Source organism: Nitrospirota bacterium (genome assembly GCA_015233895.1).
Taxonomy (GTDB): Bacteria; Nitrospirota; Thermodesulfovibrionia; order Thermodesulfovibrionales; family Magnetobacteriaceae; genus Magnetomonas.
The window spans coordinates 421,534-441,355 of the sequence record JADFXG010000001.1 but is presented as its reverse complement, the minus strand read 5'-3'; the positions used below and the strand labels follow the sequence as shown (position 1 = coordinate 441,355).

18 protein-coding genes are annotated in these 19,822 nt (G+C 41.3%); 10 read left to right on the top strand and 8 right to left on the bottom strand.

Going from position 1 to position 19,822, the window contains the following annotated elements; all coding sequences use genetic code 11:
- Positions 1-210 precede the first annotated feature (210 nt).
- The 6 genes from HQK88_01940 (at position 211) to HQK88_01915 (ending at position 7,361) form a co-directional block, all read left to right on the top strand.
- Positions 211-834, top strand: a complete 624-nt coding sequence (locus tag HQK88_01940) for a hypothetical protein (GenBank protein MBF0615558.1) — start codon at positions 211-213, stop codon at positions 832-834.
- A 19-nt stretch (positions 835-853) separates the two neighbouring features.
- On the top strand, positions 854-1,549 hold the full coding sequence (locus HQK88_01935; protein MBF0615557.1) for a hypothetical protein: 696 nt from the start codon (positions 854-856) through the stop codon (positions 1,547-1,549).
- Between the two features lie 122 nt (positions 1,550-1,671).
- Entirely contained in the window at positions 1,672-2,289 is a 618-nt protein-coding gene (locus HQK88_01930; GenBank protein MBF0615556.1) for a hypothetical protein, read from the top strand.
- A 19-nt stretch (positions 2,290-2,308) separates the two neighbouring features.
- Positions 2,309-3,031, top strand: coding sequence for a hypothetical protein (locus HQK88_01925; GenBank protein MBF0615555.1), 723 nt, complete (start codon positions 2,309-2,311; stop codon positions 3,029-3,031).
- Positions 3,032-3,196: 165 nt separating this feature from the next.
- Positions 3,197-5,170 carry a tetratricopeptide repeat protein gene (locus HQK88_01920; protein MBF0615554.1) on the top strand — a complete coding sequence of 658 codons (1,974 nt, stop codon included), beginning with the start codon at positions 3,197-3,199 and terminating at the stop codon, positions 5,168-5,170.
- 4 nt (positions 5,171-5,174) lie between these two features.
- Positions 5,175-7,361 (top strand): tetratricopeptide repeat protein, encoded by a 2,187-nt coding sequence (locus HQK88_01915; protein MBF0615553.1) that lies wholly within the window; start codon positions 5,175-5,177, stop codon positions 7,359-7,361.
- Here the strand turns inward: HQK88_01915 and HQK88_01910 are convergent.
- The 3 genes from HQK88_01910 to gatA are packed head-to-tail and all read right to left on the bottom strand — an operon-like array spanning position 7,344 to position 10,769.
- A complete protein-coding gene (locus HQK88_01910; protein ID MBF0615552.1) occupies positions 7,344-7,865 on the bottom strand; it encodes an NUDIX domain-containing protein in 522 nt (173 codons plus the stop codon). The genes HQK88_01915 and HQK88_01910 overlap by 18 nt on opposite strands.
- 1 nt (position 7,866) lies before the next feature.
- Positions 7,867-9,297 (bottom strand): Asp-tRNA(Asn)/Glu-tRNA(Gln) amidotransferase subunit GatB, encoded by a 1,431-nt coding sequence (gene gatB / locus HQK88_01905; GenBank protein MBF0615551.1) that lies wholly within the window; start codon positions 9,295-9,297, stop codon positions 7,867-7,869.
- On the bottom strand, positions 9,294-10,769 hold the full coding sequence (gene gatA / locus HQK88_01900) for an Asp-tRNA(Asn)/Glu-tRNA(Gln) amidotransferase subunit GatA (GenBank protein ID MBF0615550.1): 1,476 nt from the start codon (positions 10,767-10,769) through the stop codon (positions 9,294-9,296). The genes gatB and gatA overlap by 4 nt, the downstream gene beginning before the upstream one ends.
- 225 nt (positions 10,770-10,994) lie before the next feature.
- On the opposite strand from gatA, the gene HQK88_01895 reads away from it, so the two are divergent.
- Positions 10,995-12,290, top strand: coding sequence for a hypothetical protein (locus HQK88_01895; GenBank protein MBF0615549.1), 1,296 nt, complete (start codon positions 10,995-10,997; stop codon positions 12,288-12,290).
- Between the two features lie 51 nt (positions 12,291-12,341).
- Here the strand turns inward: HQK88_01895 and amrS are convergent, their stop codons facing one another.
- The 5 genes from amrS to HQK88_01870 are packed head-to-tail and all read right to left on the bottom strand — an operon-like array spanning position 12,342 to position 16,473.
- A complete protein-coding gene (gene amrS / locus HQK88_01890; GenBank protein ID MBF0615548.1) occupies positions 12,342-13,349 on the bottom strand; it encodes an AmmeMemoRadiSam system radical SAM enzyme in 1,008 nt (335 codons plus the stop codon).
- 22 nt (positions 13,350-13,371) lie between these two features.
- Positions 13,372-14,019 carry a protein-L-isoaspartate(D-aspartate) O-methyltransferase gene (locus HQK88_01885; protein ID MBF0615547.1) on the bottom strand — a complete coding sequence of 216 codons (648 nt, stop codon included), beginning with the start codon at positions 14,017-14,019 and terminating at the stop codon, positions 13,372-13,374.
- Positions 14,020-14,023: 4 nt separating this feature from the next.
- Positions 14,024-14,782 carry a 5'/3'-nucleotidase SurE gene (gene surE / locus HQK88_01880; protein MBF0615546.1) on the bottom strand — a complete coding sequence of 253 codons (759 nt, stop codon included), beginning with the start codon at positions 14,780-14,782 and terminating at the stop codon, positions 14,024-14,026.
- Between the two features lie 13 nt (positions 14,783-14,795).
- Positions 14,796-15,662 carry a site-specific tyrosine recombinase XerD gene (xerD, locus tag HQK88_01875; protein ID MBF0615545.1) on the bottom strand — a complete coding sequence of 289 codons (867 nt, stop codon included), beginning with the start codon at positions 15,660-15,662 and terminating at the stop codon, positions 14,796-14,798.
- A gap of 25 nt (positions 15,663-15,687) precedes the next feature.
- Positions 15,688-16,473 carry a ribonuclease H-like domain-containing protein gene (locus HQK88_01870; protein MBF0615544.1) on the bottom strand — a complete coding sequence of 262 codons (786 nt, stop codon included), beginning with the start codon at positions 16,471-16,473 and terminating at the stop codon, positions 15,688-15,690.
- Positions 16,474-16,820: 347 nt separating this feature from the next.
- Here HQK88_01870 and HQK88_01865 point away from each other — a divergent pair, with 347 nt between their 5' ends.
- The 3 genes from HQK88_01865 (at position 16,821) to HQK88_01855 (ending at position 19,786) form a co-directional block, all read left to right on the top strand.
- Positions 16,821-16,982: a hypothetical protein gene (locus HQK88_01865; GenBank protein MBF0615543.1), complete on the top strand. Its 162-nt coding sequence runs from the start codon at positions 16,821-16,823 to the stop codon at positions 16,980-16,982.
- Between the two features lie 28 nt (positions 16,983-17,010).
- Positions 17,011-17,835: a prolipoprotein diacylglyceryl transferase gene (locus tag HQK88_01860; protein ID MBF0615542.1), complete on the top strand. Its 825-nt coding sequence runs from the start codon at positions 17,011-17,013 to the stop codon at positions 17,833-17,835.
- A 226-nt stretch (positions 17,836-18,061) separates the two neighbouring features.
- Entirely contained in the window at positions 18,062-19,786 is a 1,725-nt protein-coding gene (locus tag HQK88_01855) for a phosphoesterase (protein ID MBF0615541.1), read from the top strand.
- The last annotated feature ends 36 nt before the right edge of the window (positions 19,787-19,822 follow it).

Genomic DNA, 19,822 nt, shown 5'->3' with positions numbered 1-19,822 from the left:
TTGGGCAAAAATTTTAAGTCTGTTGACATTGGAAGCAACAAGTGTTATTATGCCTATTAGTAGTTTGTGAGTTTTTGAAGGTAGAATGTGTGTATTTGTAAATATTATGACTGAAAGGGGGTATGGAGGAAAGGACAAACTGTTTGTTGCAAACTGCTATGCAGGGATTTTATATTCACTCATATAGAAAAAAACAGTAAGGAGGATGTAATGAAAAAGAGATTGGTATTTATACTTTTACTGGCTCTTGTTTTGACTGCATTTGCACTAAGGGTTGGTGTTGTTGCTGTCAACGCTATGGACAATGTGACATATACTTTGCCTTTTATGGGCATCCATACCAATAGTGTAGTTTATTGCTGGGCTGCAAATATGTCCACGGACAATGTGTCGGTGGGAGTCTCTGTGATGTCTAATTCTGTTTCCACTGCTCCACCAAGCCAGAATATCGCAATGCTTGGCGGTATGATTATTTACTCAAAGCAAACAAATATGATTACCTTTACTGGCGCAACGGCAACATTAGGCTCAGCTGTCGCCGATCTGTCTCAGCAAGTTGGTACAAACAGTGCCACTATTTATGGTGTTAATGTCACCTTTATTGGATCATATCAGGGTGTTACCACAACTCTTTTGACTTCCGGTCCAAACACTGTGTTCGGACCACAGGTTAGTACGAATATGACTACCTCGCAAGGCCTGCCAACAGTCCCAGCCAATTGTTTGACTATCGGAATGGCCTGCTATCAGGGTACCACATCACCTAAACGTAACTTAGTCGGTTACACTTGTATGGACAGTATTAATACATTTATCAAACCTATTAGTTACTAGGGTGGAGGAGGAAACTATAATGAAAAGAAGATTTATATATTTTCTGGCACTCGTGCTCTTACTGACAGGGGTGGCTGTTAACCAAACTGGTAAAAATGTAATTGCATCGGACAATGTTTCGTATATAATGCCTTTTTTGCATACTAACACCGGCAATGTTATTTATTGTGTAGCATCTAATATGTCGTCGGACAATGCGACGATTAGCGTAACGGTAATGTCAAATCCAACAGGCTTTACTCCTGCATGGAGGCCTGTAACAGTGACAACTGTGAATGCACGAAAGACAACGATGCTCACTTTCTCAGGCACATCTGTAATTGCCGGCACATCAGCAGCAGCCGATATATCCTCAGACGTTGCATCTGGTGCCAACGCTTATGCTGCAATTGTTAATTTTGCTGGCGCTAACAGTGCCACAACCACAGGTGCGGTATGGTATATGAATGGGCCGATGTCTGCTTGTACCCACATTGGACTAAATGATTGCTATATGAGTAATTCAGGCTATTCACCGAAATATACGTTTGGCAGATCAAATCGTTTGATAAACGGTACATATTACGACGTATATAATGGTCAGACTACTGTTCCTCTTACATGCCAAACTCTTACTATGTCTTGTTTCCAGGGGTCGACGACTCCTAAGAGAAATCTTGTGGGCTATATGTGCATGGATACTCTTAACTCTATGTATCCGCCGTTGTCATATTAGTTTTGGAAAGAGCTGGATACTAAGATGATGGCAGGGTGTGAAGGTGTGTCTGAGATGGTACTGTTCTTTCTGAACGGTAGTGAGTTGGTTACTTATATTAGTCAACGAATAAGGAGGATATAATGAAAAAGAGATTGGTATTTACACTGGCTCTTGCTTTGGCTGTAATTGCTCTAAAGATAAGCATACCTACAGTGAGTGCTGGAGACAACGTGACATATACGTTACCGTTTCTGGGCATTCATACAAATAGTGTAGTTTATTGTTTTGCTACAAACATGTCTGCAGATAATGTAACTGTGGGAGTTTCTATAATGTCTAACTCGATATCAAGCACTGACACTAGCCAGGAAATCGCGATGTTAGGTGGTATGAAAATCTTTGCACGAACAACGGATATGATTACTTTTACTGGTGCAACAGCGACCTTAGGCTCTGCCGTAGCAGACTTTACTGCATACACAGGGACAGACTCTGGTACCATATATGGCGCTAATATTACCTTTTTGGGGTCTTATAATGGAGTTACAACAGCGATTGTGACATCAGCCCTAAGTACGATATTCGGACCGCAAACTAACACAAACATGTCATTGAGCAACGGCCATCCGACCGTTCCAATCTCCTGTCTGACTATCGGTTTGGCTTGCTACCAGGGGACCACATCACCTAAACGTAACTTAGTTGGTTACACTTGTATGGACAGTATTAATACAAATATTAAACCTTATAGTTACTAAGGTGAAGGAGGAAACTATAATGAAGAAAAGATTTATATATTTTCTGGCACTCCTGTTGGTAATAACCGCAGTGGCTGCTAATGAAGGCAGTAAAGGTGTTATGGCTGCGGATAATGTTTCATACATTATGCCGTTTTTGCATACTCACACAAACAATGTTGTTTATTGTGTTGCCTCTAATATGTCTTCAGATAATGCAACAATATACGTAACAGTGCTGGCTTCTGGAACTGCCTCTACAGTTATACCATCATGGACAAGTGTGAATCTCTCCGGGTCAACTTTGTATGCAAGGTCAACCACTATGCTTACTTTCTCCGGAACTAGCGCAATCGCAGGTTCAGCAATTACAGATTTATCCAGCTCAGTCTCCTCTGGCTCTAATGCCTTCGGTGCACTAATTACTTTTGCCGGTGCAAATACACAAGCATCTACGACAGGAGTATGGTATGGAGTCCCGACGTCTTCTTTGGCTTATGAGGCAGGTAACAGAAATTTGGGTATTTATCAAGCCGGGCTTAAATCCGGCCTTTCACAGCTTCCACGTTATACATATGGTCAACAGGCCCGTTTAAGCGGCAACACCTATATAGATGTTAACGGTGGTCAGCCCACTGTTCCTCTAACTTGCCAAACTCTTACGTTGGCATGTTTCCAGGGAACAACATCCCCTAAGAGAAACCTTGTAGGTTATATGTGTATGGATACTATTAATTCCATGTATCCTGCGGAAACGTTCTAAGTATAGAAAAGTAGAGCAGGCCTGAAAAGGCCTGCCTACACTACTTTATTACCACTTAACACTGTGCTGAAATCCTTTCGCCCCCTATTTGAAAAGGAGATTATTTTTAGAGCAGCATATCCTGCATTTATAATTTTTTTTACAATCTTAGGATATTCTAATACGTTGAACTGCCCTTTTATTTTTGACGACGATGCTATCAGAAAAGTGACCTCGCTGCCAACTCTGCTTGATCCCAGATTTTTAGTGAATCTCTCTTTCTTATTCAATTACAAACTTAATTATCTCGGCGTTAAAGGGTATCATGTTTTTAATATTATTATCCATGTAATAAACGGGCTTTTAATATATTACGTTATTTCGCTTATTAGCAAGATTGAAGCAAATGAAAAAAACAATAGTTATTATCATTATGAAACGCTGGCATTTTTTGCCGCCTTAATTTTTGTAGCTCATCCCATGGAATTGTTTGCCGTGACTTATGTTGTGCAAAGGGCAGCTTCAATGGCGGCTATGTTTTATCTGCTAACACTTATTTTCTATATAAAATTCCGAATCGCACAAAGTACTGCTTTAGGAACAAAAAAATTTTATTTATTGTCATTGTTATTTACTCTTATGGCGTCAAAAACTAAAGAAATTACAATTACTTTACCTGTTATGCTTACAATCTTTGAGTTTGTTTTTTTTGACGGCAGTATCAAAAAGAGGCTGACTTATGTAATTCCTTTTTTTTTGCTGATACCACTAACCATTATTCAGATAAACGCAGTTGGAGTTGATGTTATTTTCAGTGAACCGCAAAGTAAAATCTATGTGCAACATTCTGCAACAGGAGCTGCTGCCAAATCTCCACTTATTGCAAGTAACCGTTGGGAGTATCTCTTTACTCAGTTCAAAGTGATAACTACATACCTGCGAATGTTTTTTTATCCCCACAACCTCACACTTATTCATTATTTTACAGTATCAAGAACTTTTTTTGAACTAAAGGTGGTTTTGGCTTTTATTTTGTTGCTTATGTTATTTGCATTTGGGACATATTTACTCTTTATAGGCAAGAAGAGAAGCAAATTATTCGGATTTGGTTTGATTTGGTTTTTTGTGGCTATATCTCCGCAGTCAAGCATAGTGCCAATTCAGGGGTGGATGATTTTTGAGTACAGGGCATATTTAGCCTCCATAGGTATTTATATATCTGTTATTGTGACAGTTTTTGGTCTTTTAAAGAATCATTATAGGATTGTCTATATGTTGATGCTGTCGCTTTCTATTTTACTTACAATTTTGACTTATAACAACAACAAAATCTGGGCAACTGAGATATCATTATGGGAAAGAAATGTCAAAGTGGAGCCGCTGCACCCTGTCCCCCACATAAATCTTGGAAGCTGTTACTTTGCTGCTAAAAGATATGATGATGCTATTGCTCAATTTAAACAGGCTATAGCCTTGACTCCAAATACAGCTGAAGCCTATAATGACCTTGGGTTAGTGTATGAGCGTAAGGGGCTCTTTAATGAGGCTTTGGAGAAATTTAAATACGCAATGAGTCTTGACAGCTCTTATGCCTCCCCTGTAGTTAACCTGGGCATGATGTACATGAACAGAGGGATGAATGAACAGGCTTTGGCGGAGTTTAAGGCGGCTTTAGTAATCAACCGCTCTAATCCCGGAGCACATATCAATCTCGGAACTCTTTACGCAAAAATGGGGCAAAGGGAAAAAGCAACAGAGGAATTTAAGAGAGTAACCGTTACTAATCCAAATATAGTTGAGCCATACGTTAACCTTGCAGCACTGTATGCAGAGCAGGGACTTAGTGCTTTAGCAGAGGATAATCTGAAAAAGGCTATGAAGATTGATCCATCCTTTTCGGAAACATATAACATAATGGGCACAATATACGAGGAAAGAGGGGCTTTTAATGAGGCCTCTGCTAATTATCAAAAAGCAATCAGTTATAATAAAGACAATATAAATGCCCGCCGCAATCTTGCAGTGATTTATCTAAAACAGGGATTGCTAAGCGATGCAGCAGGTCAATATCGGTATATTTTAAGTGCAGTCCCAGATGACGCTGAAGCAAGAGGCGCATTGTTAACCATAGAACGGCAGCAAAACTATCGGAGGCCCTAAGTTAATGTATAGAAAAAACTCAGTAATTTTGTTTATCATTTTGGCCTCAGCTTTTATTCCCTATTTGAATATTTTCAATTCACCTTTTGTTTTTGATGATGCAAGTATCGTAAATTTTTTTACAATAAGAAGTTTTAAAGAAAGCAGGTATATTACAGAATCCACTTTTACCATTAACCACATTATCCATGGCCTTTGGCTGCCGGGTTACCACTTTGTAAATATTATCATCCATGCTTTTAATGGAATATTAATCTATTTGCTTATTATGCAACTGTTTAAAATACAAATCTCTTCAATAACAAATAATGCTGCTAAAAAGTACTCATTTATTATCTCTCTTGCTTTTCTCCTGCACCCCATACAGATTCAGGCGGTTACATTTCTTTCGCAAAGAAGTACTGCACTTCTCACTTTTTTTGTTTTAAGTGCCTTAAACATATACGTGCTTTGGAGACGAAGGTGTTTTCCCATGGACGGTGGCAATACTATAATTGAATATTCTAAAAATAAATCTGTTGGACTTTACATGTTAGCAATGATAATTGCTGTTTTGTCTGTAAAAGTTAAAGAACTAGCTGTTGTACTACCATTTTTAATAACTCTTGTTGAATTTACATTTTTTAGTGGTAAAATTAAATCAAGGATAGCGTACGTTTTGCCTTTTTGTTTGATTATACCAGCCGTTATTTTTAATGCGTTAGGCGTATCCAGTGTATCATTTGACAGCCAGATGCAAACCACGTCTATACCGGCAGGGAATATGCCGGATGTCGTTATAGTGTATGACGTAAAAAGCCCTCTGATAGCCAATACCAGGATGGAGTATATTCTTACAGAATTCAGAGTTATCGTTACCTATTTAAGAATGCTTGTACTGCCTCTTAACCTGACATTAATCCATTATTATCCTGTTTCGAGAAGTTTTTTTGATTTAAAGGTAATTCTTTCACTTTTGTTTATTTTAACAATATTTCTTTTTGGAGCCATAATGTTTTTTCAGGGAAATAAGCAAAAAGATGTTATGAAAAAACTCACATCTTTTGGGATATTTTGGTTTTTTATAGGAATTTTACCCCAGTCAAGCCTCATTAATAAATATGGCTGGACTATTTTTGAATACAGGGTTTATTTGGCCTCCCCAGGGGTTTTTATAACATTACTGTTTATAACATTAAAATTTATTAGGAATATAACTGTGATTAAACTGATTTTTAAATATATTATACCTGCAATAATAGCAATCAGTGCTGTATGTACCTTTTATCTGAACATGAACTGGCGCAATGAGGTTAGTCTTTGGGAGGACAACGTTAAAAAGGAGCCGTTACATCCGATTGCCCGCATTATGCTGGGGAATGCCTACGGCAGAGCGAAACATTTTAAAGAAGCCCTTAGAGAGTTGAATTTAGTGTCTCAAATGGAACCGGGTTTTCCTGAAATTCCTTATTATATAGGCTGTGTGTATGCGCAAGCTGAACAGTATGATAAAGCGCTTGAAGAATTTGAAAAGTCTATTGAAATTAACTCCACCTTGCCTTTTCCCCATTATAGTAAAGGTAAGATACTTGTTTATAAGAAAATGTGGGTTGAGGCTGCGAAGGAACTGAAATTATCTCTGAAATTAGGAATTCAAACTCCTGACATTTACAATTTACTTGGAGATGCCCTTAATATGACGGGAGATGTGACGGGAGCTATAGAAATGTATGAAAACTCTTTGAAATTAAATTTGAATAATGCTGAAATGCACAACAATCTGGGCAACCTATACACTCAGACAGGTAATTTTGCTTTGGCTGACTCAGAAATTTTAACTGCACTTAAGCTTAACCCTAACCTGTACGATGGCTATAATAATCTCGGCGTTTTATACGCTAACACAGGCAGGATGACAGATGCTGTCAAGGAGTTTAAGAGGGCGCTATCAATAAAAAAAGATTATATAACTGGATTTAAAAATCTCGCTAATGCCTACATGGGGCTAAAGATGTTTGACGAGGCAGACAGTACTCTTAATGCTGCTATAGCAATGAATCCGGACAGCTTTGTAATATTAACAACAATAGGCAATATGCACTTGCTTAAAGGGGATAAAGCGATGGCCAGGGAATTTTACTTAAAGGCCTTAAAAATAAACCCTTCTTATACAGAGGCACTAAAAAACATAGAGTTAACTAAAACCAACTAATCGTAAATAATTATGAAACTCGTGTTCAAAGTTATCACTAAACAGGCCAGTTCCGAGTTTCTCTTCAATCTCTCTTATAGGATAGTATTTTACTGATTCTATTTCATCTTTGTTAAATACGATCTGTCCGTCATGGGTAAACGAGTACGAATACACGAGTTCCGATTCATAGTCGTTAGAGTGAATGTATTTATAGAGGAAAACCGGGACATTTTTATCTGAGGCTATGCCAAGTTCTTCCTCCATTTCCCTTTGCATGGCAACCTCTATGCTTTCACCAAAGTCAACGTGTCCGCCCACTGAGGTGTCCCATTTGCCAGGTGCAACGTCTTTGTTGAGTGATCGCTGCTGAAGGAGAAGTTCGCCTCTGTTGTTAAAAACAAACACATGCACTACCCTGTGTAATAGTTTGTTATTGCCGTGAACATCTTTTCTGAGTGCGCTTCCTATTATATCTCCATCAGGGGTTACAACCTCAAGCAGATCATTTCCAACATCATTCATATTAACCAAGTTTCTTTTTCAGGATTTCATTGACAAGTTTGGGGTTAGCCTTACCCTTTGTTTGTTTCATAACCTCGCCGACAAAAAACCCGGTTAGTTTAACCTCGCCAGCCTTAAATCTCTCCACCTCGGCACTGTACCGGTTTAAAATAGCATCTATTACACTATCAAGCTCTCCCTCGTTACTTATCTGAAGCAGTCCTTTTGATTTTACAATTTTTTCGGCTTGCTCTCCGCTTTTAAACATCTCCTCAAATACGGTTTTCCCTATTTTTACGTTTATAGCGCCGCTATCCACAAGTTTAATAAGGCCTATGAGGTGCTCTGGAGTTAGCTTACAGTATTCAATCCGGGTAGCGGTTTCATTAAGCAGCCTCATCAGCTCACCCATTATCCAGTTACTTACAGCCTTTGGGTTACCTCCTTTATTTACCGCCTCTTCAAACCAATGGGCAGTGTCCTTATCCTGTGACAGCAGCTCAGCATCATAGAGGGGTAATCCAAAGCTGTTAACATAACGTGTCACTTTCTCATCAGGAAGCTCAACTATCGTAGCTTTTATCTCTTTAAGCATGGCGTCGGAAACGACAATTGGCACAAGGTCAGGTTCCGGAAAATATCTGTAGTCGTGAGCCTCTTCTTTTGAGCGCATAGATTCCGTAGTGCCGGTTGATGTATTATAAAGACGGGTCTCCTGAATGACACGTCCTCCATCTTTCAGTACCTCCTCCTGACGCCATATTTCGTATTCAATGGCTTTTTCAACAAATCTGAAGGAGTTGATGTTTTTGATTTCCGCTTTAACGCCGAGTTCTGAGGAACCGACAGGCCGCAAAGAGACGTTAGCATCGCAGCGCAGTGAACCCTCCTCCATGTTACCATCACACACATCAAGATAGCGCAAAACAGAGCGGAGTTTTTTCATAAACGCAGAGGACTCTTTTGGAGAGCGAATCTGAGGCTCCGTTACAATTTCCATAAGCGGCACCCCGGCTCTGTTTAAATCAACGTTACTGTAATCCCCTGTTCCCTCGTGGATGTTTTTCCCAGCGTCTTCCTCCATGTGGATTCTTGTCAGTTCAATTGTCCTCTGTCCGTTTTCCATATTAAGCACAACCGCTCCACCCAAGCAGATGGGCAGTTCGTACTGGCTTATCTGGTAACCTTTGGGGAGATCAGGATAAAAATAATTTTTTCTTGCAAACCGGTTGTATGATGAAATTTTACAGCCAAGAGCCAGCCCCGCCCTAACAGTAAATTCAACAGCTTTTTGATTTATAACCGGCAGCACTCCTGGCATTCCGATACACACCGGACAGGTTTGAGAATTAGGCTCTGAGCCAAATTTCGTGCTGCAGCCGCAGAACATCTTAGTTTTAGTAAGCATCTGGGCATGTATTTCAAGCCCTATAACGGCCTCATATTTTTTCATAGCGTTGGCCTCCTTGTATGATGTGGGGTTGAGGCCTCATAGGCATAAGCGGCTTTTAGAATAGTTTCCTCATCAAATGCCTCTCCAATTAGCTGAAGCCCTATGGGAAGACCCTTTTGATCAAATCCGCAGGGCAGCGATATGGCAGGCACTCCTGCCAGGTTTACCGATATTGTAAAGATATCGCTAAGGTACATCTGTAGCGGGTCGTTAACTTTTTCACCGATTTTAAATGCCGTTGTGGGAGCGGTTGGAGTGGCAATTATATCAACCTTTTCAAACGCACGGTCAAAATCTTGTTTTATCAGGGTTCTTACCTGTTGGGCTTTTTTATAATAAGCGTCGTAGTAGCCAGAGGAAAGGGCATATGTGCCGAGCATTATTCGTCTTTTAACCTCAGTGCCAAAGCCTGCGGCACGGCTTTTCATGTATGTATCAATTAAATCATCAGCGTTTACCCTTAGACCGTACTTTATGCCGTCAAACCTGGCGAGGTTTGAGCTTGCCTCAGATGTTGCCAGTATGTAGTAAGCGGCTACGGCGTATCCGGTGTGAGGAAGGGAGATATCCACAATTTGAGCTCCAAGGGTTTCGAGGTGGGAAATTGCAGCCTTCACCGATTGCTCCACCTCTCTTTCCATCCCATCAATAAAGTACTCAGACGGGATGCCAACCCTCAACCCCTTAATATCCCTGCCGATGCTGGCGGTAAAATCCGGTACGCTAACTGTAGCCGATGTGCTGTCAAGCGGATCATGACCGGATATCGCATTAAGTAAAATAGCAGAGTCCTCAACTGTTTTAGTGATGGGGCCGATTTGGTCAAGCGAGGAGGCAAACGCTACAAGTCCAAATCTTGATACTCTGCCATAAGTGGGTTTAAGTCCTACAACACCGCAGAAAGATGCCGGCTGACGAATGGAGCCTCCGGTATCAGAGCCAAGAGCTGCAATACATTCATCAGCGCACACTGCCGCCGCAGAGCCGCCGCTGCTGCCCCCCGGCGCCCTTTCAGTATCCCATGGATTTTTGGTTGTGAAAAACCCTGAGTTTTCCGTTGATGATCCCATTGCAAACTCATCCATGTTGGCCTTACCTGTCAGTATATAACCTGATTTCAGCAGTTTATCTGTCACAGTGCTTTCATACGGAGGAATGAAGTTAGCAAGAATTTTAGAAGAACAGGTGGTCTTAATGCCCCTTGTGCACATGTTGTCTTTTATTGCCATGGGTATTCCAAAAAGGTTTGAGCTTTGGGATGGCGGGAGTTTTTCAACCATCTCAAATGCTTTATCTGTGGTTACGGTAACAAAGGCGTTTACAGTTCTTTCTACCGCCTCAATGCGCTGAAACACGCTTTCAGTTAGTTCTTTGACTGTTATATCTTTATTTTGCAGCAACGCATGAGCTTCTTTTATGCTAAGCTTGAAATATTCCACCAAATTACCTCCGGCAGATTTTAATATTTTCATACAAATTTAAGTTTATCATTAAATGATGAAACTTTTCAACAACTGTCCCCGGGAAATACCACACCCTGGCAGCAGTGCTGTATTGATTGATTTAAGTGTTTTTATTTGTTATATTACTAAAATGATAGCAATAGAGACTGCAATAATAAGTAATAAAGACATGCAGTTCTGTATGATGGCAATACAAATGGAACTACACTTACAGATAGTGAATAGTCGTGCAAAATGCAACACATAACAAAAGCCAACTTCTTTGATAGCGCTAAAAATGGAAAAATCATTTTGTTTTTCATTGCATTCGCTGTTTTTTCTCTGATTACTGTTTTACGAAGAGTTGATGTGCTTTTACATCCGCAATTTTGGGCTGAGGATGGATTTATATGGTATTCAGATGCATATGCTTCAAGTAATTCTCTTCAGCCATTTTTAGTGCCAGTACAGAGGTATTTACAAACACTTAATCGTGTTGGAGCTTATGTTAGTATGTTTTTTGATATTAAGTATGCTCCGCTAATATTCAATATAATCGCAATAACCGTCCAGATATTCCCTGCAATGTTTTTTACTTCAGAACGGTTTGAACAAGTGGTCTCAAAATACTATCAGCGTTTCTTATTAGGGATTGTATATCTGACTTTACCTGGAGCATTTGAAACACATGCTAACCTAACTAATGGGCAGTGGCGTCTTGCACTGCTTATGTTTCTTATTGTTATTGCATCAACAAGTAAAAAGATTTGGTGGAGGATTGTTGATTGTGTTGTTTTACTACTTGCAGGCCTAAGCGGCCCATTGGTTTTTTTCGTGTTTCCACTTGCATTATTCCAATCATACCTGAAATCGTTTAAGACTTCTATTTCACATCTCATTGTGCTTGCAGGAGCATTTCTTTTACAAGTTTATAGTTTTATTTTTATAGTTAATCCAGGCGCTCTGCGCTCAACTGCTACACTTGGTGCTGGGGTTTCTACGTTTATCAAAATTTTAGCCGGTAAAGTCCTTATGACAGGAACTTTTGGCGTAAGAACATATGATGTAGTGATGAATTGGCATATGTGGCAAAGCGGTACGCTTCCGGTTATAATTGCTACTTTGGGAATCTGTTTGACGGGTTACGCTTTTTGGAGAGGTACGTTGGAACTCAAATTATTAATGAGCCTTTCTATTCTCATTTTTGCTTCAATGCTTGTGACACCGCAAGTGTCTGATGTACAACCACAATGGACGGTTATGCTCGGGGCTGATGCAGGAAACCGATATTTTCTTTTTCCAGTCCTTGCATGGGTTATTGCGCTTATATGGCTTTTTGTAAAAGCACAAAATAAATTTTTAAAAAATACCGCTGGAGTTTTACTGGTTTGTATGGTATTAGTCGGCATACCGAAAGATTTCTTCATTATGCCATATGAGAATTATCACTTTCAAAAGCAGGTGATTGAGTTCAAAAAACTCTCACCCGGGCAAAAATATACCTTCTTGATAAACCCTGCTGGCTGGAGGATGACACTCATAAGGAAATAAGATATGTCGTTTGTTGTCACGTTATAAATAAAATAAAGACAATCTGGAGCTCTACCACACCCCTGCAACAGCACTGCCGCAAGCGGGGCAGTTACCGTTTTTTATAGCATTTGAAATTACGGTAAATCCGTCTCTTTTGATAAGGAGCTTTTTACAGGCTGGGCAACTTGTGTTTTCTCCTCCCATGCCAGGAACATTTCCCTGATATACAAACTTAAGTCCGCTTTCATACCCTATATCACACGCTCTCTTAAGTGTCTCTGTTGGAGTGCCCGGTCGGTCTGTCATCTTATAGGTGCCATAAAACCGGCTCACATGCCACGGGATTGAGGCATCCACCGAGACAATGAATTCTGCTATGCCTCTAAGCACCTGCTCGCTGTCGTTAAGCCCGGGAATCACAAGAGTTGTAACCTCAACCCAAACCCCGCCCTCTTTCATTAATCGTATTGTGTCCTTTACCGGCTCAACCTCTGCCCCGCAGATTTCCTTATAAAAACCGGCATCTCCCTTCAAATCTATATTGTCGGCGTGTAGGTAGGGGATTATGACCTCGGCACTTTCAGGCGTCATAAACCCATTACTTACAAACACATTTTTTAGTCCCTTCTCTGCCGCCAAAATCGCACAGTCCTGTGCAAACTCAAAAAATATCGTTGGCTCTGTGTATGTAAATGAAATACTCTCGCATCTTTCCGCTATTGCTGCCGCAACGATTGACTCAGCTGACACAGGATACCCAATCACGGCACCGTCGTGTTCCCTCGGATACTGTGAGATTGAACTGTTCTGACAGTGCAGACACCTGAAATTGCAACCCACACTTGCTATTGAAAATGTACGGGAGCCTGGCTTAAAATGAAAGAGCGGTTTTTTCTCTATCGGATCCACCTGTGTTGAGCAGACAGAACCATACACAAGACTCATAAGAACGCCGTCCTGATTTTCCCTTACTCCGCAAAGTCCCCGTCTCCCAACCCCAATAGTGCATCTGTGGGCACAGAGACCGCATTTAACGTTACCGTTCGGTAGCGGTTCAAAAAAACAAGCTTTATTCATCTATCCTCCATTTGTCACGCTCTTACGGATTGAATCCGAATGCTCCTATCAGTGGAACAAATATACATTGCAAATGGTGAGTTTCTTCTGTTTTGTCGCCGATTTTTCTGAGTTTGACAATTTTATGGCTATACCGGTCTCCAACAGGTGCTACCAATATGCCACCATCCGATGAAAGCTGCTCTATAAGGGGTGGAGGCACGGCAGGCGCAGCAGCCGTTATTATTATCTTATCGTATGGTGCATAATCTGGTAAACCAAGAGTACCATCCGACACCTTTACAAAAATATTTGTTTTCCCTGCTTGTTCAAATTTTTCCATCGCACCCTTTGCAAGCTTCTCTATCCTCTCTATGGTGTAAACCTCTTTAGCAAGCTCTGAAAGAACCGCTGCCTGATACCCGGAGCCCGTGCCTATCTCAAGCACCCTGTCGGTTTCCTTTAGCTCAAGCAGCTCTGTCATAACGGCCACCATGTAGGGCTGCGAAATTGTCTGGCCACAGTCTATCTCTAAAGCCATATCACCATAGGCGCGAATTAGGTTTTCCTCAGTAACAAAATTGTGCCGCGGAACTTTCAACATCACATCTAAGACTTTTTTATCGCTGATGCCACGGTTTACCAGTTGCTCCTTACACATGCGCTCTCTTTCTTTTGCGTATCTGTCCATATGCTCAGATTTGTAATATATGAGCCCAGTCATCTTTGATACAATCGAGAGCATCATAGTTTGTTAAATCCAGATGAAGCGGAGTCACCGAAATATACTTTGATTCCACTGCCAGGTAGTCTGTGTTTTCATCATCTGCCCATGAAGGCGTTCCTCCGCCTATCCAGTAGTGAAGCCTGCTCCAGGGATCAAGTGTCTCTTTTATAGAACCGATATATACCCGTTTACCCTGTTTTGTAAATTTTAGTCCCATTAACTCATCCTTAGCTACATTGGGTACATTTACATTAATCAGTGTATCTTTTGGAAGACCGTTATCGAGTATAATTTTAGCTAATTTAAGGGCAAACTCCGACGCTACTGCAAAATGATAATCCTTCTCGCCAACCATTGATATGGCAAAAGAGGAGACTCCTAAAATTGTACCCTCTATTGCGGCAGAAACCGTGCCTGAGTATGTGATGTCATCCCCAAGGTTGCCGCCTTTGTTGATTCCTGAGGCTATCAAATCCGGCTTTCTACCGAGAACTTTACCTATTCCCAGCGCCACACAATCAGTGGGCGTTCCATTTACTGAATAGATATTTTTTTTGATTTCTGTCACCTTAAGCGGTCTGTGCATAGTCAGAGAATGGCTTGTTGCGCTCTGTTCCCTGTCCGGAGCGATTATCACAGCCTCAGCTATCTCACTTAGCGCTCTGTGGAGACTTAATATACCCTCTGAATACACTCCGTCATCGTTTGTTACAAGTATTAATGCCATAGAACTCTCCGAGCTATGCCCTTGGGTGGTATTTTTTATATTCAGTTTTAATTCTGTCTGTGGTTATTTTTGTGTATATTTGAGTTGTGGAAATGTCTGAGTGGCCGAGCATTTTCTGAACGGAGCGCAGATCAGCTCCGCCATCAAGCAAGTGTGTAGCAAAGCAGTGTCTTAACGTGTGAGGGCTAAGCTCCACGCCTGCGGCTTTACCGTAGTTTTTAAGAGTTTGCCAAAACCTCTGGCGCGTCATAATCTCTCCCTTATAATTTAAAAAAAGATACGGAGATGTCTTACCTTTTAGTAAATCCTGCCGAAGTCCTGCCATATATACCTTGATGCTCTCCAAAGCCCGTACATTCATAGGCACGATACGATCCTTTGAGCCTTTTCCGGTTATGGTTAAAAAGCCGGCCTGAAAATTTACCCTGTCAACCTCAACCCCCATAAGCTCGCTAACTCTAAGCCCGGATGAGTACAGGAGTTCAAGCATTGCCCTGTCCCTTACAACCATCCTGCCTGAAACCTTTGCACTAAGAAGCAACAGCACATCGTCAAAACTTAACGCCTTTGGAATTGAGTCCCACTTCTTAGGAAGCCGTATGGTCTCAGCCGGATCATCCTCCCTGATTCTCTCAATAACCAGAAACTTACAAAATGTTCTGATTGACGATATAAACCTGCAGATTGAAGTCATTGAGTACTGGCTGTCCTTAGACATCTCGATAAAGCCCACTATATCCTCTCTTGTAAATGTCTCAAGGGTTTCGGTATTTCCGGACAAATATGCCTGAAACTGCACGATATCAAGCTCATAGGAATTTACCGTGTTTACTGCAGCCCCTCTTTCTACTGTTAAGTAGAGCAAAAACTCTTTCAGGATATTTCGTTTTTTAGCTGATGCCTGCTTACCCACCGGCAGCGCTCTCAGTTATGTAATCATAAATGCCGGTTGAACGCTTGAGTTCATTATAGACAAGCTTACTGATTGTAAGAAGATTAACGGTGTCTTCTCTGTTATATTTTATCAGAGTGGAAAGAGAGTCATTATCGCCGCGCTTATACATCTGCCAGAGCCTCACTGCGGCAAACCCATCCATTCCCACCACATCGTCGTCTCTGAGTATTCCTAAGATACTTTCTATTTTTTTCAATCCCCCATTAAACCCCACCCGTTTGCCCTCAAGACACACGTCAAAGTGAAGCATATCCAGCTCTAACGCAAAGTTATTAATTAAAAATGGGATGTCAAAAACAGAGCCATAAAAGGTTATTAACATCTTGTAGGGTTTTAGTGCATTTATGAGATTTTCGCGATTCAGGTTATTTCCTCTAATCAGACAGCTGTACTCAAAACCATCATAGAGGCCAACCATGGTAACGTATCCTCCGCCTTTAGAGGGCAGACCATTTGTTTCTATATCAAGATATAAAGCCTCATCTTTAAATCGTTCAAACAGTCTCCAGTGTTCTTTTCGTTTGAGTGACTTATTAAACTCCTCCTGATTGCCGTCTCTCAGGCTTTGTGTGAAGCGCGCTAGCTTACCGTCAAGAGCACCCTTGTGTGTGTCGTTTAAAAATGGAATACTTCGCTCATTTATAAAATCCTGCCACGTATGTATTCCGCGGCTCCAAAGGCGCTTCTCACCCTTTTGCCCTATGCCGTCTAAAATTGAAAAACTATTCTCTATCATAATCAATAGTATTATACCAGATTATGATTAGAAGGTGTAACCCAATCAGATATTTGTTCTATTGGGAATCGAACAAAATTTGTTGACACAGGAATAATCAATATGTTGCAATAACAAAGGGAGTGATCTAACTTAAACCAAGGGTTATGAGGATGGTATATTAAATCATGAATGATTTCTTGAGGATAACATTTGTAAGACATTCTAAAGTAATTTTAGTATGTATTGTAAATATTTGCTTTTCCATTGGATTTCTTGCTTTTTCTTATTATCTTAATGGTCAGAGCGATAATTTAAATCAACAATTAAATACTTATCACATTGGGGCCTCAAGAGTATCGGGACATATGAAAACAAAGAAAGAACTACCCGGAAAAGATACTCCAAATGGTAATTCCGGTGGCTGCGATGGCGGCTGCGGCGACACGTTTGTCTCAGGATGTGAATGGGGCTGCATCGACAGCTGTGATTGCGGAGGTTGCGATGCTTGCGACCTTGGAGGTTGTTAGCCTGCGTTTTAAGAGTTTAACCTAATCTGTGGGAAGAGCGTTTTTCTACTATTTCTTCAGTTACTTCGGGGTTACTTTCGCTAAGATATTTTTACACGGTTATTGGGTTTTTGCAGCAATTGGCACCTGTGTTTTTTTATACTTTATCCACAGAGAATTAAGGCTACATGCTTTATCTTTGAAATATCTTTTATTTCTTATTGTAAGCCTAATCATGGGCCTTCTATTGTCAAAGATACCTTCAGTGGTAAATAACTATTCAGATACCGGATTAATTACGTTAAGGGGAGGATTTGTCTTTTTTGGCGGTCTTTTAGGAACTTTTGGTGTACTTCTAATATTAATCACGGTATCGAAAATGAAGATGTATCCGTTTCTGGATATTGTTTGTGTTTATATCCCTCTTGCCCACTCCTTTGGCCGGATAGGATGTTTTCTTGCAGGTTGTTGTTTTGGTGTGGTTTGTAACGGCCCATTGTGCATTGAATATCCCCTTTGGTCACATGCCTACAGGGAACAGATAAGAGAGGGTCTTATTAATTATACCAGCCATGTTTCGCTACCGGTATTTCCGGTTCAGATTGTTGAATCAATATGTAACCTTTGCATTTTTACTGTACTTTACATAATGTACAATAAGGGAGGGGTTAAAAACGGAACTATTATAAAGGTCTATCTTATTACATATAGCGTGGTAAGGTTTTTTCTTGAATTTTTACGGGGAGATACTCCTCGTGGAATATATTTCGGTTTTTCCACATCACAGTACATAAGTTCTGCTATTGTTGCAGTAATTGTAATTAGTAATATCTTCAGAAAGCCGGCTTCTTTTGTAAAACCGTGCAATTCTTAAATTTTTATCTTTTTATCGTAATTACCTACATTCTAATGCTCCCAAGGCATGTGGCTTTGGGCTAAGTTATGGATTTAATAATAGGCAGGTTACCACTGGCCACGTTGACTTATTCTCTTTTGATGAAGTATTTTATTTAAAATAGGGGAAATGCTTAATTTAGCATGCTGTAGTGTTATACAGATTTAAATGCGGTTTGTCTTAACAGATGATAAAGGAGGTTGATATGCCAGTTTTGTTACGTAGAGCCATGACGGTTATAGCAGTGGTCATTATGATGGGACTATGTTGTGTGGTAACAGCCGATGCTGGTGATAAGAAGGATGCATTGCATAAAATCAATCATATAGTGGTTCTCTATCAGGAGAATCACAGCTTTGACAATCTTTATGGGCTATGGGAGGGCGTCAATGGGTTGAACAAAGCCCATATACCCCAGATCGGCCAAAATGGTATAGTTTTGGGTTGCTTGCCCCAGGTGGACGTCAACTTATTATCACCAGAGCCGCTGCCGGTAACCTGCTCTTATCATGGCTACGGCCACAATATTGACAGCCACTTCACTAATGCCCTGTTTCCCATAGATGATTTCATCTCACCCAAGGACAATACATGTCCAAAACCTGACGACAAGTCTGAAAACGGCATTGCCAAAGGCAATGGCGAAAGTGGCGGATGCACTATGGATCTCGACCATCGCTTTTATCAGGAGATTTACCAGATAGATGGCGGCAAGATGGACCGTTATGTCGTTGGCAGCAATGCCGCAGGGCTGACGATGGGCTATTACAATACTAAGCGCCTACCCATATACGTCTATCTGCATGCAAAAGGTCATCCCAACTACGTCATCGCCGACAATTTCTTTCAGGCGGCCTTTGGCGGTTCATTCCTCAATCACCAGTGGCTTATTGCAGCGAAAACTCCCCTGTGGTTAGAAGCAGTTAATGACGGCTCAAAAGCTGATTTGCATGCTGTTGTGGACTTAAACGGCATGCCAAAGAACACCCCTCTGTACGCTTCCCCAACCAAAGAGGCGTTAAAAGACAACCCTCTGACAGCCTCCTGCTATCCGGGTGAAGGCCGCAATTCAACACCACCTACAGTTGTGTGTGGAGATTACGCCGTCAACACTATTCAACCAGGTGCCTGGCCTTACAATCCAAAGGCTGATAAAGACTCCATGCGTCTGCCCCCGCTTACGTACCCTACCATTGGGGATCGCCTTAACGACGCTGGTGTGGATTGGGCATGGTACTCCGGTGGCTGGGCAAGCGCCGAGGGCGATAACACGCAGCCTGGTTACACAGCCGGCAACGGCCCGTCTTGCCCCGAAAGCGCCATTAAGGGTTCGAGCTGGCCGAAATGTCCAGACAGACTCTTTCAGTTCCATCATCAGCCGTTTAACTATTTCGCAGCCTATGCCCCAGGTACTGAGGCACGAAAAAAACACTTGCGTGACGAGGTCGAATTCATCCAGCTGGCGAAATCCTCTAAACATAAACACTGCAACCTAAAACCTGTAAGTTTCGTTAAACCCCTCGGCAATGAAAACGAACACCCAGGGTACAGCAGCGAATGGAACAGCAACGCACACTTGATAGACCTTATAAAGGCTGTTGAAAATAGCGTTTGCGCCAGGGACACGATGGTTATTGTCGCCTATGATGAGTTCGGCGGTCAGGCTGATCACGTCACCCCTCCGGATGCAGCCAATTCCAAGGGTCCTTATGACCAATGGGGACCAGGTACGCGTATTCCTGTGCTTATCATCGCACCAAACTTGCGCAATAAGTTTGCTATAGATCATCAAGAGCACGATACGACCTCGATCATGGCCACCATCGCACACCGCTTTAATCTGGTACCACTTGGCAGCAGGGATGAAAAGGTAGAGGACCTGAGCACGGTGTTCAATGCCAAAAAAAGCTATGAGCAACAAAAAAAATGATCTTCCCCCGATTCAGTGGACACATATTTAAGCTAC

What these genes read in the sequence shown, in the direction of transcription:
- HQK88_01895 (MBF0615549.1), top strand. Translation starts at nt 10,995, where the DNA reads ATGCAACACATAACAAAAGCCAACTTCTTTGATAGCGCTAAAAATGGA.
- HQK88_01910 (MBF0615552.1), bottom strand. Translation starts at nt 7,865, where the DNA reads ATGAATGATGTTGGAAATGATCTGCTTGAGGTTGTAACCCCTGATGGA.
- gatB (MBF0615551.1), bottom strand. Translation starts at nt 9,297, where the DNA reads ATGAAAAAATATGAGGCCGTTATAGGGCTTGAAATACATGCCCAGATG.
- HQK88_01930 (MBF0615556.1), top strand. Translation starts at nt 1,672, where the DNA reads ATGAAAAAGAGATTGGTATTTACACTGGCTCTTGCTTTGGCTGTAATT.
- HQK88_01915 (MBF0615553.1), top strand. Translation starts at nt 5,175, where the DNA reads ATGTATAGAAAAAACTCAGTAATTTTGTTTATCATTTTGGCCTCAGCT.
- amrS (MBF0615548.1), bottom strand. Translation starts at nt 13,349, where the DNA reads ATGAATAAAGCTTGTTTTTTTGAACCGCTACCGAACGGTAACGTTAAA.
- HQK88_01870 (MBF0615544.1), bottom strand. Translation starts at nt 16,473, where the DNA reads ATGATAGAGAATAGTTTTTCAATTTTAGACGGCATAGGGCAAAAGGGT.
- HQK88_01935 (MBF0615557.1), top strand. Translation starts at nt 854, where the DNA reads ATGAAAAGAAGATTTATATATTTTCTGGCACTCGTGCTCTTACTGACA.
- surE (MBF0615546.1), bottom strand. Translation starts at nt 14,782, where the DNA reads ATGGCATTAATACTTGTAACAAACGATGACGGAGTGTATTCAGAGGGT.
- HQK88_01940 (MBF0615558.1), top strand. Translation starts at nt 211, where the DNA reads ATGAAAAAGAGATTGGTATTTATACTTTTACTGGCTCTTGTTTTGACT.
- gatA (MBF0615550.1), bottom strand. Translation starts at nt 10,769, where the DNA reads ATGAAAATATTAAAATCTGCCGGAGGTAATTTGGTGGAATATTTCAAG.
- HQK88_01865 (MBF0615543.1), top strand. Translation starts at nt 16,821, where the DNA reads ATGAAAACAAAGAAAGAACTACCCGGAAAAGATACTCCAAATGGTAAT.
- HQK88_01925 (MBF0615555.1), top strand. Translation starts at nt 2,309, where the DNA reads ATGAAGAAAAGATTTATATATTTTCTGGCACTCCTGTTGGTAATAACC.
- HQK88_01855 (MBF0615541.1), top strand. Translation starts at nt 18,062, where the DNA reads ATGCCAGTTTTGTTACGTAGAGCCATGACGGTTATAGCAGTGGTCATT.
- HQK88_01885 (MBF0615547.1), bottom strand. Translation starts at nt 14,019, where the DNA reads ATGGACAGATACGCAAAAGAAAGAGAGCGCATGTGTAAGGAGCAACTG.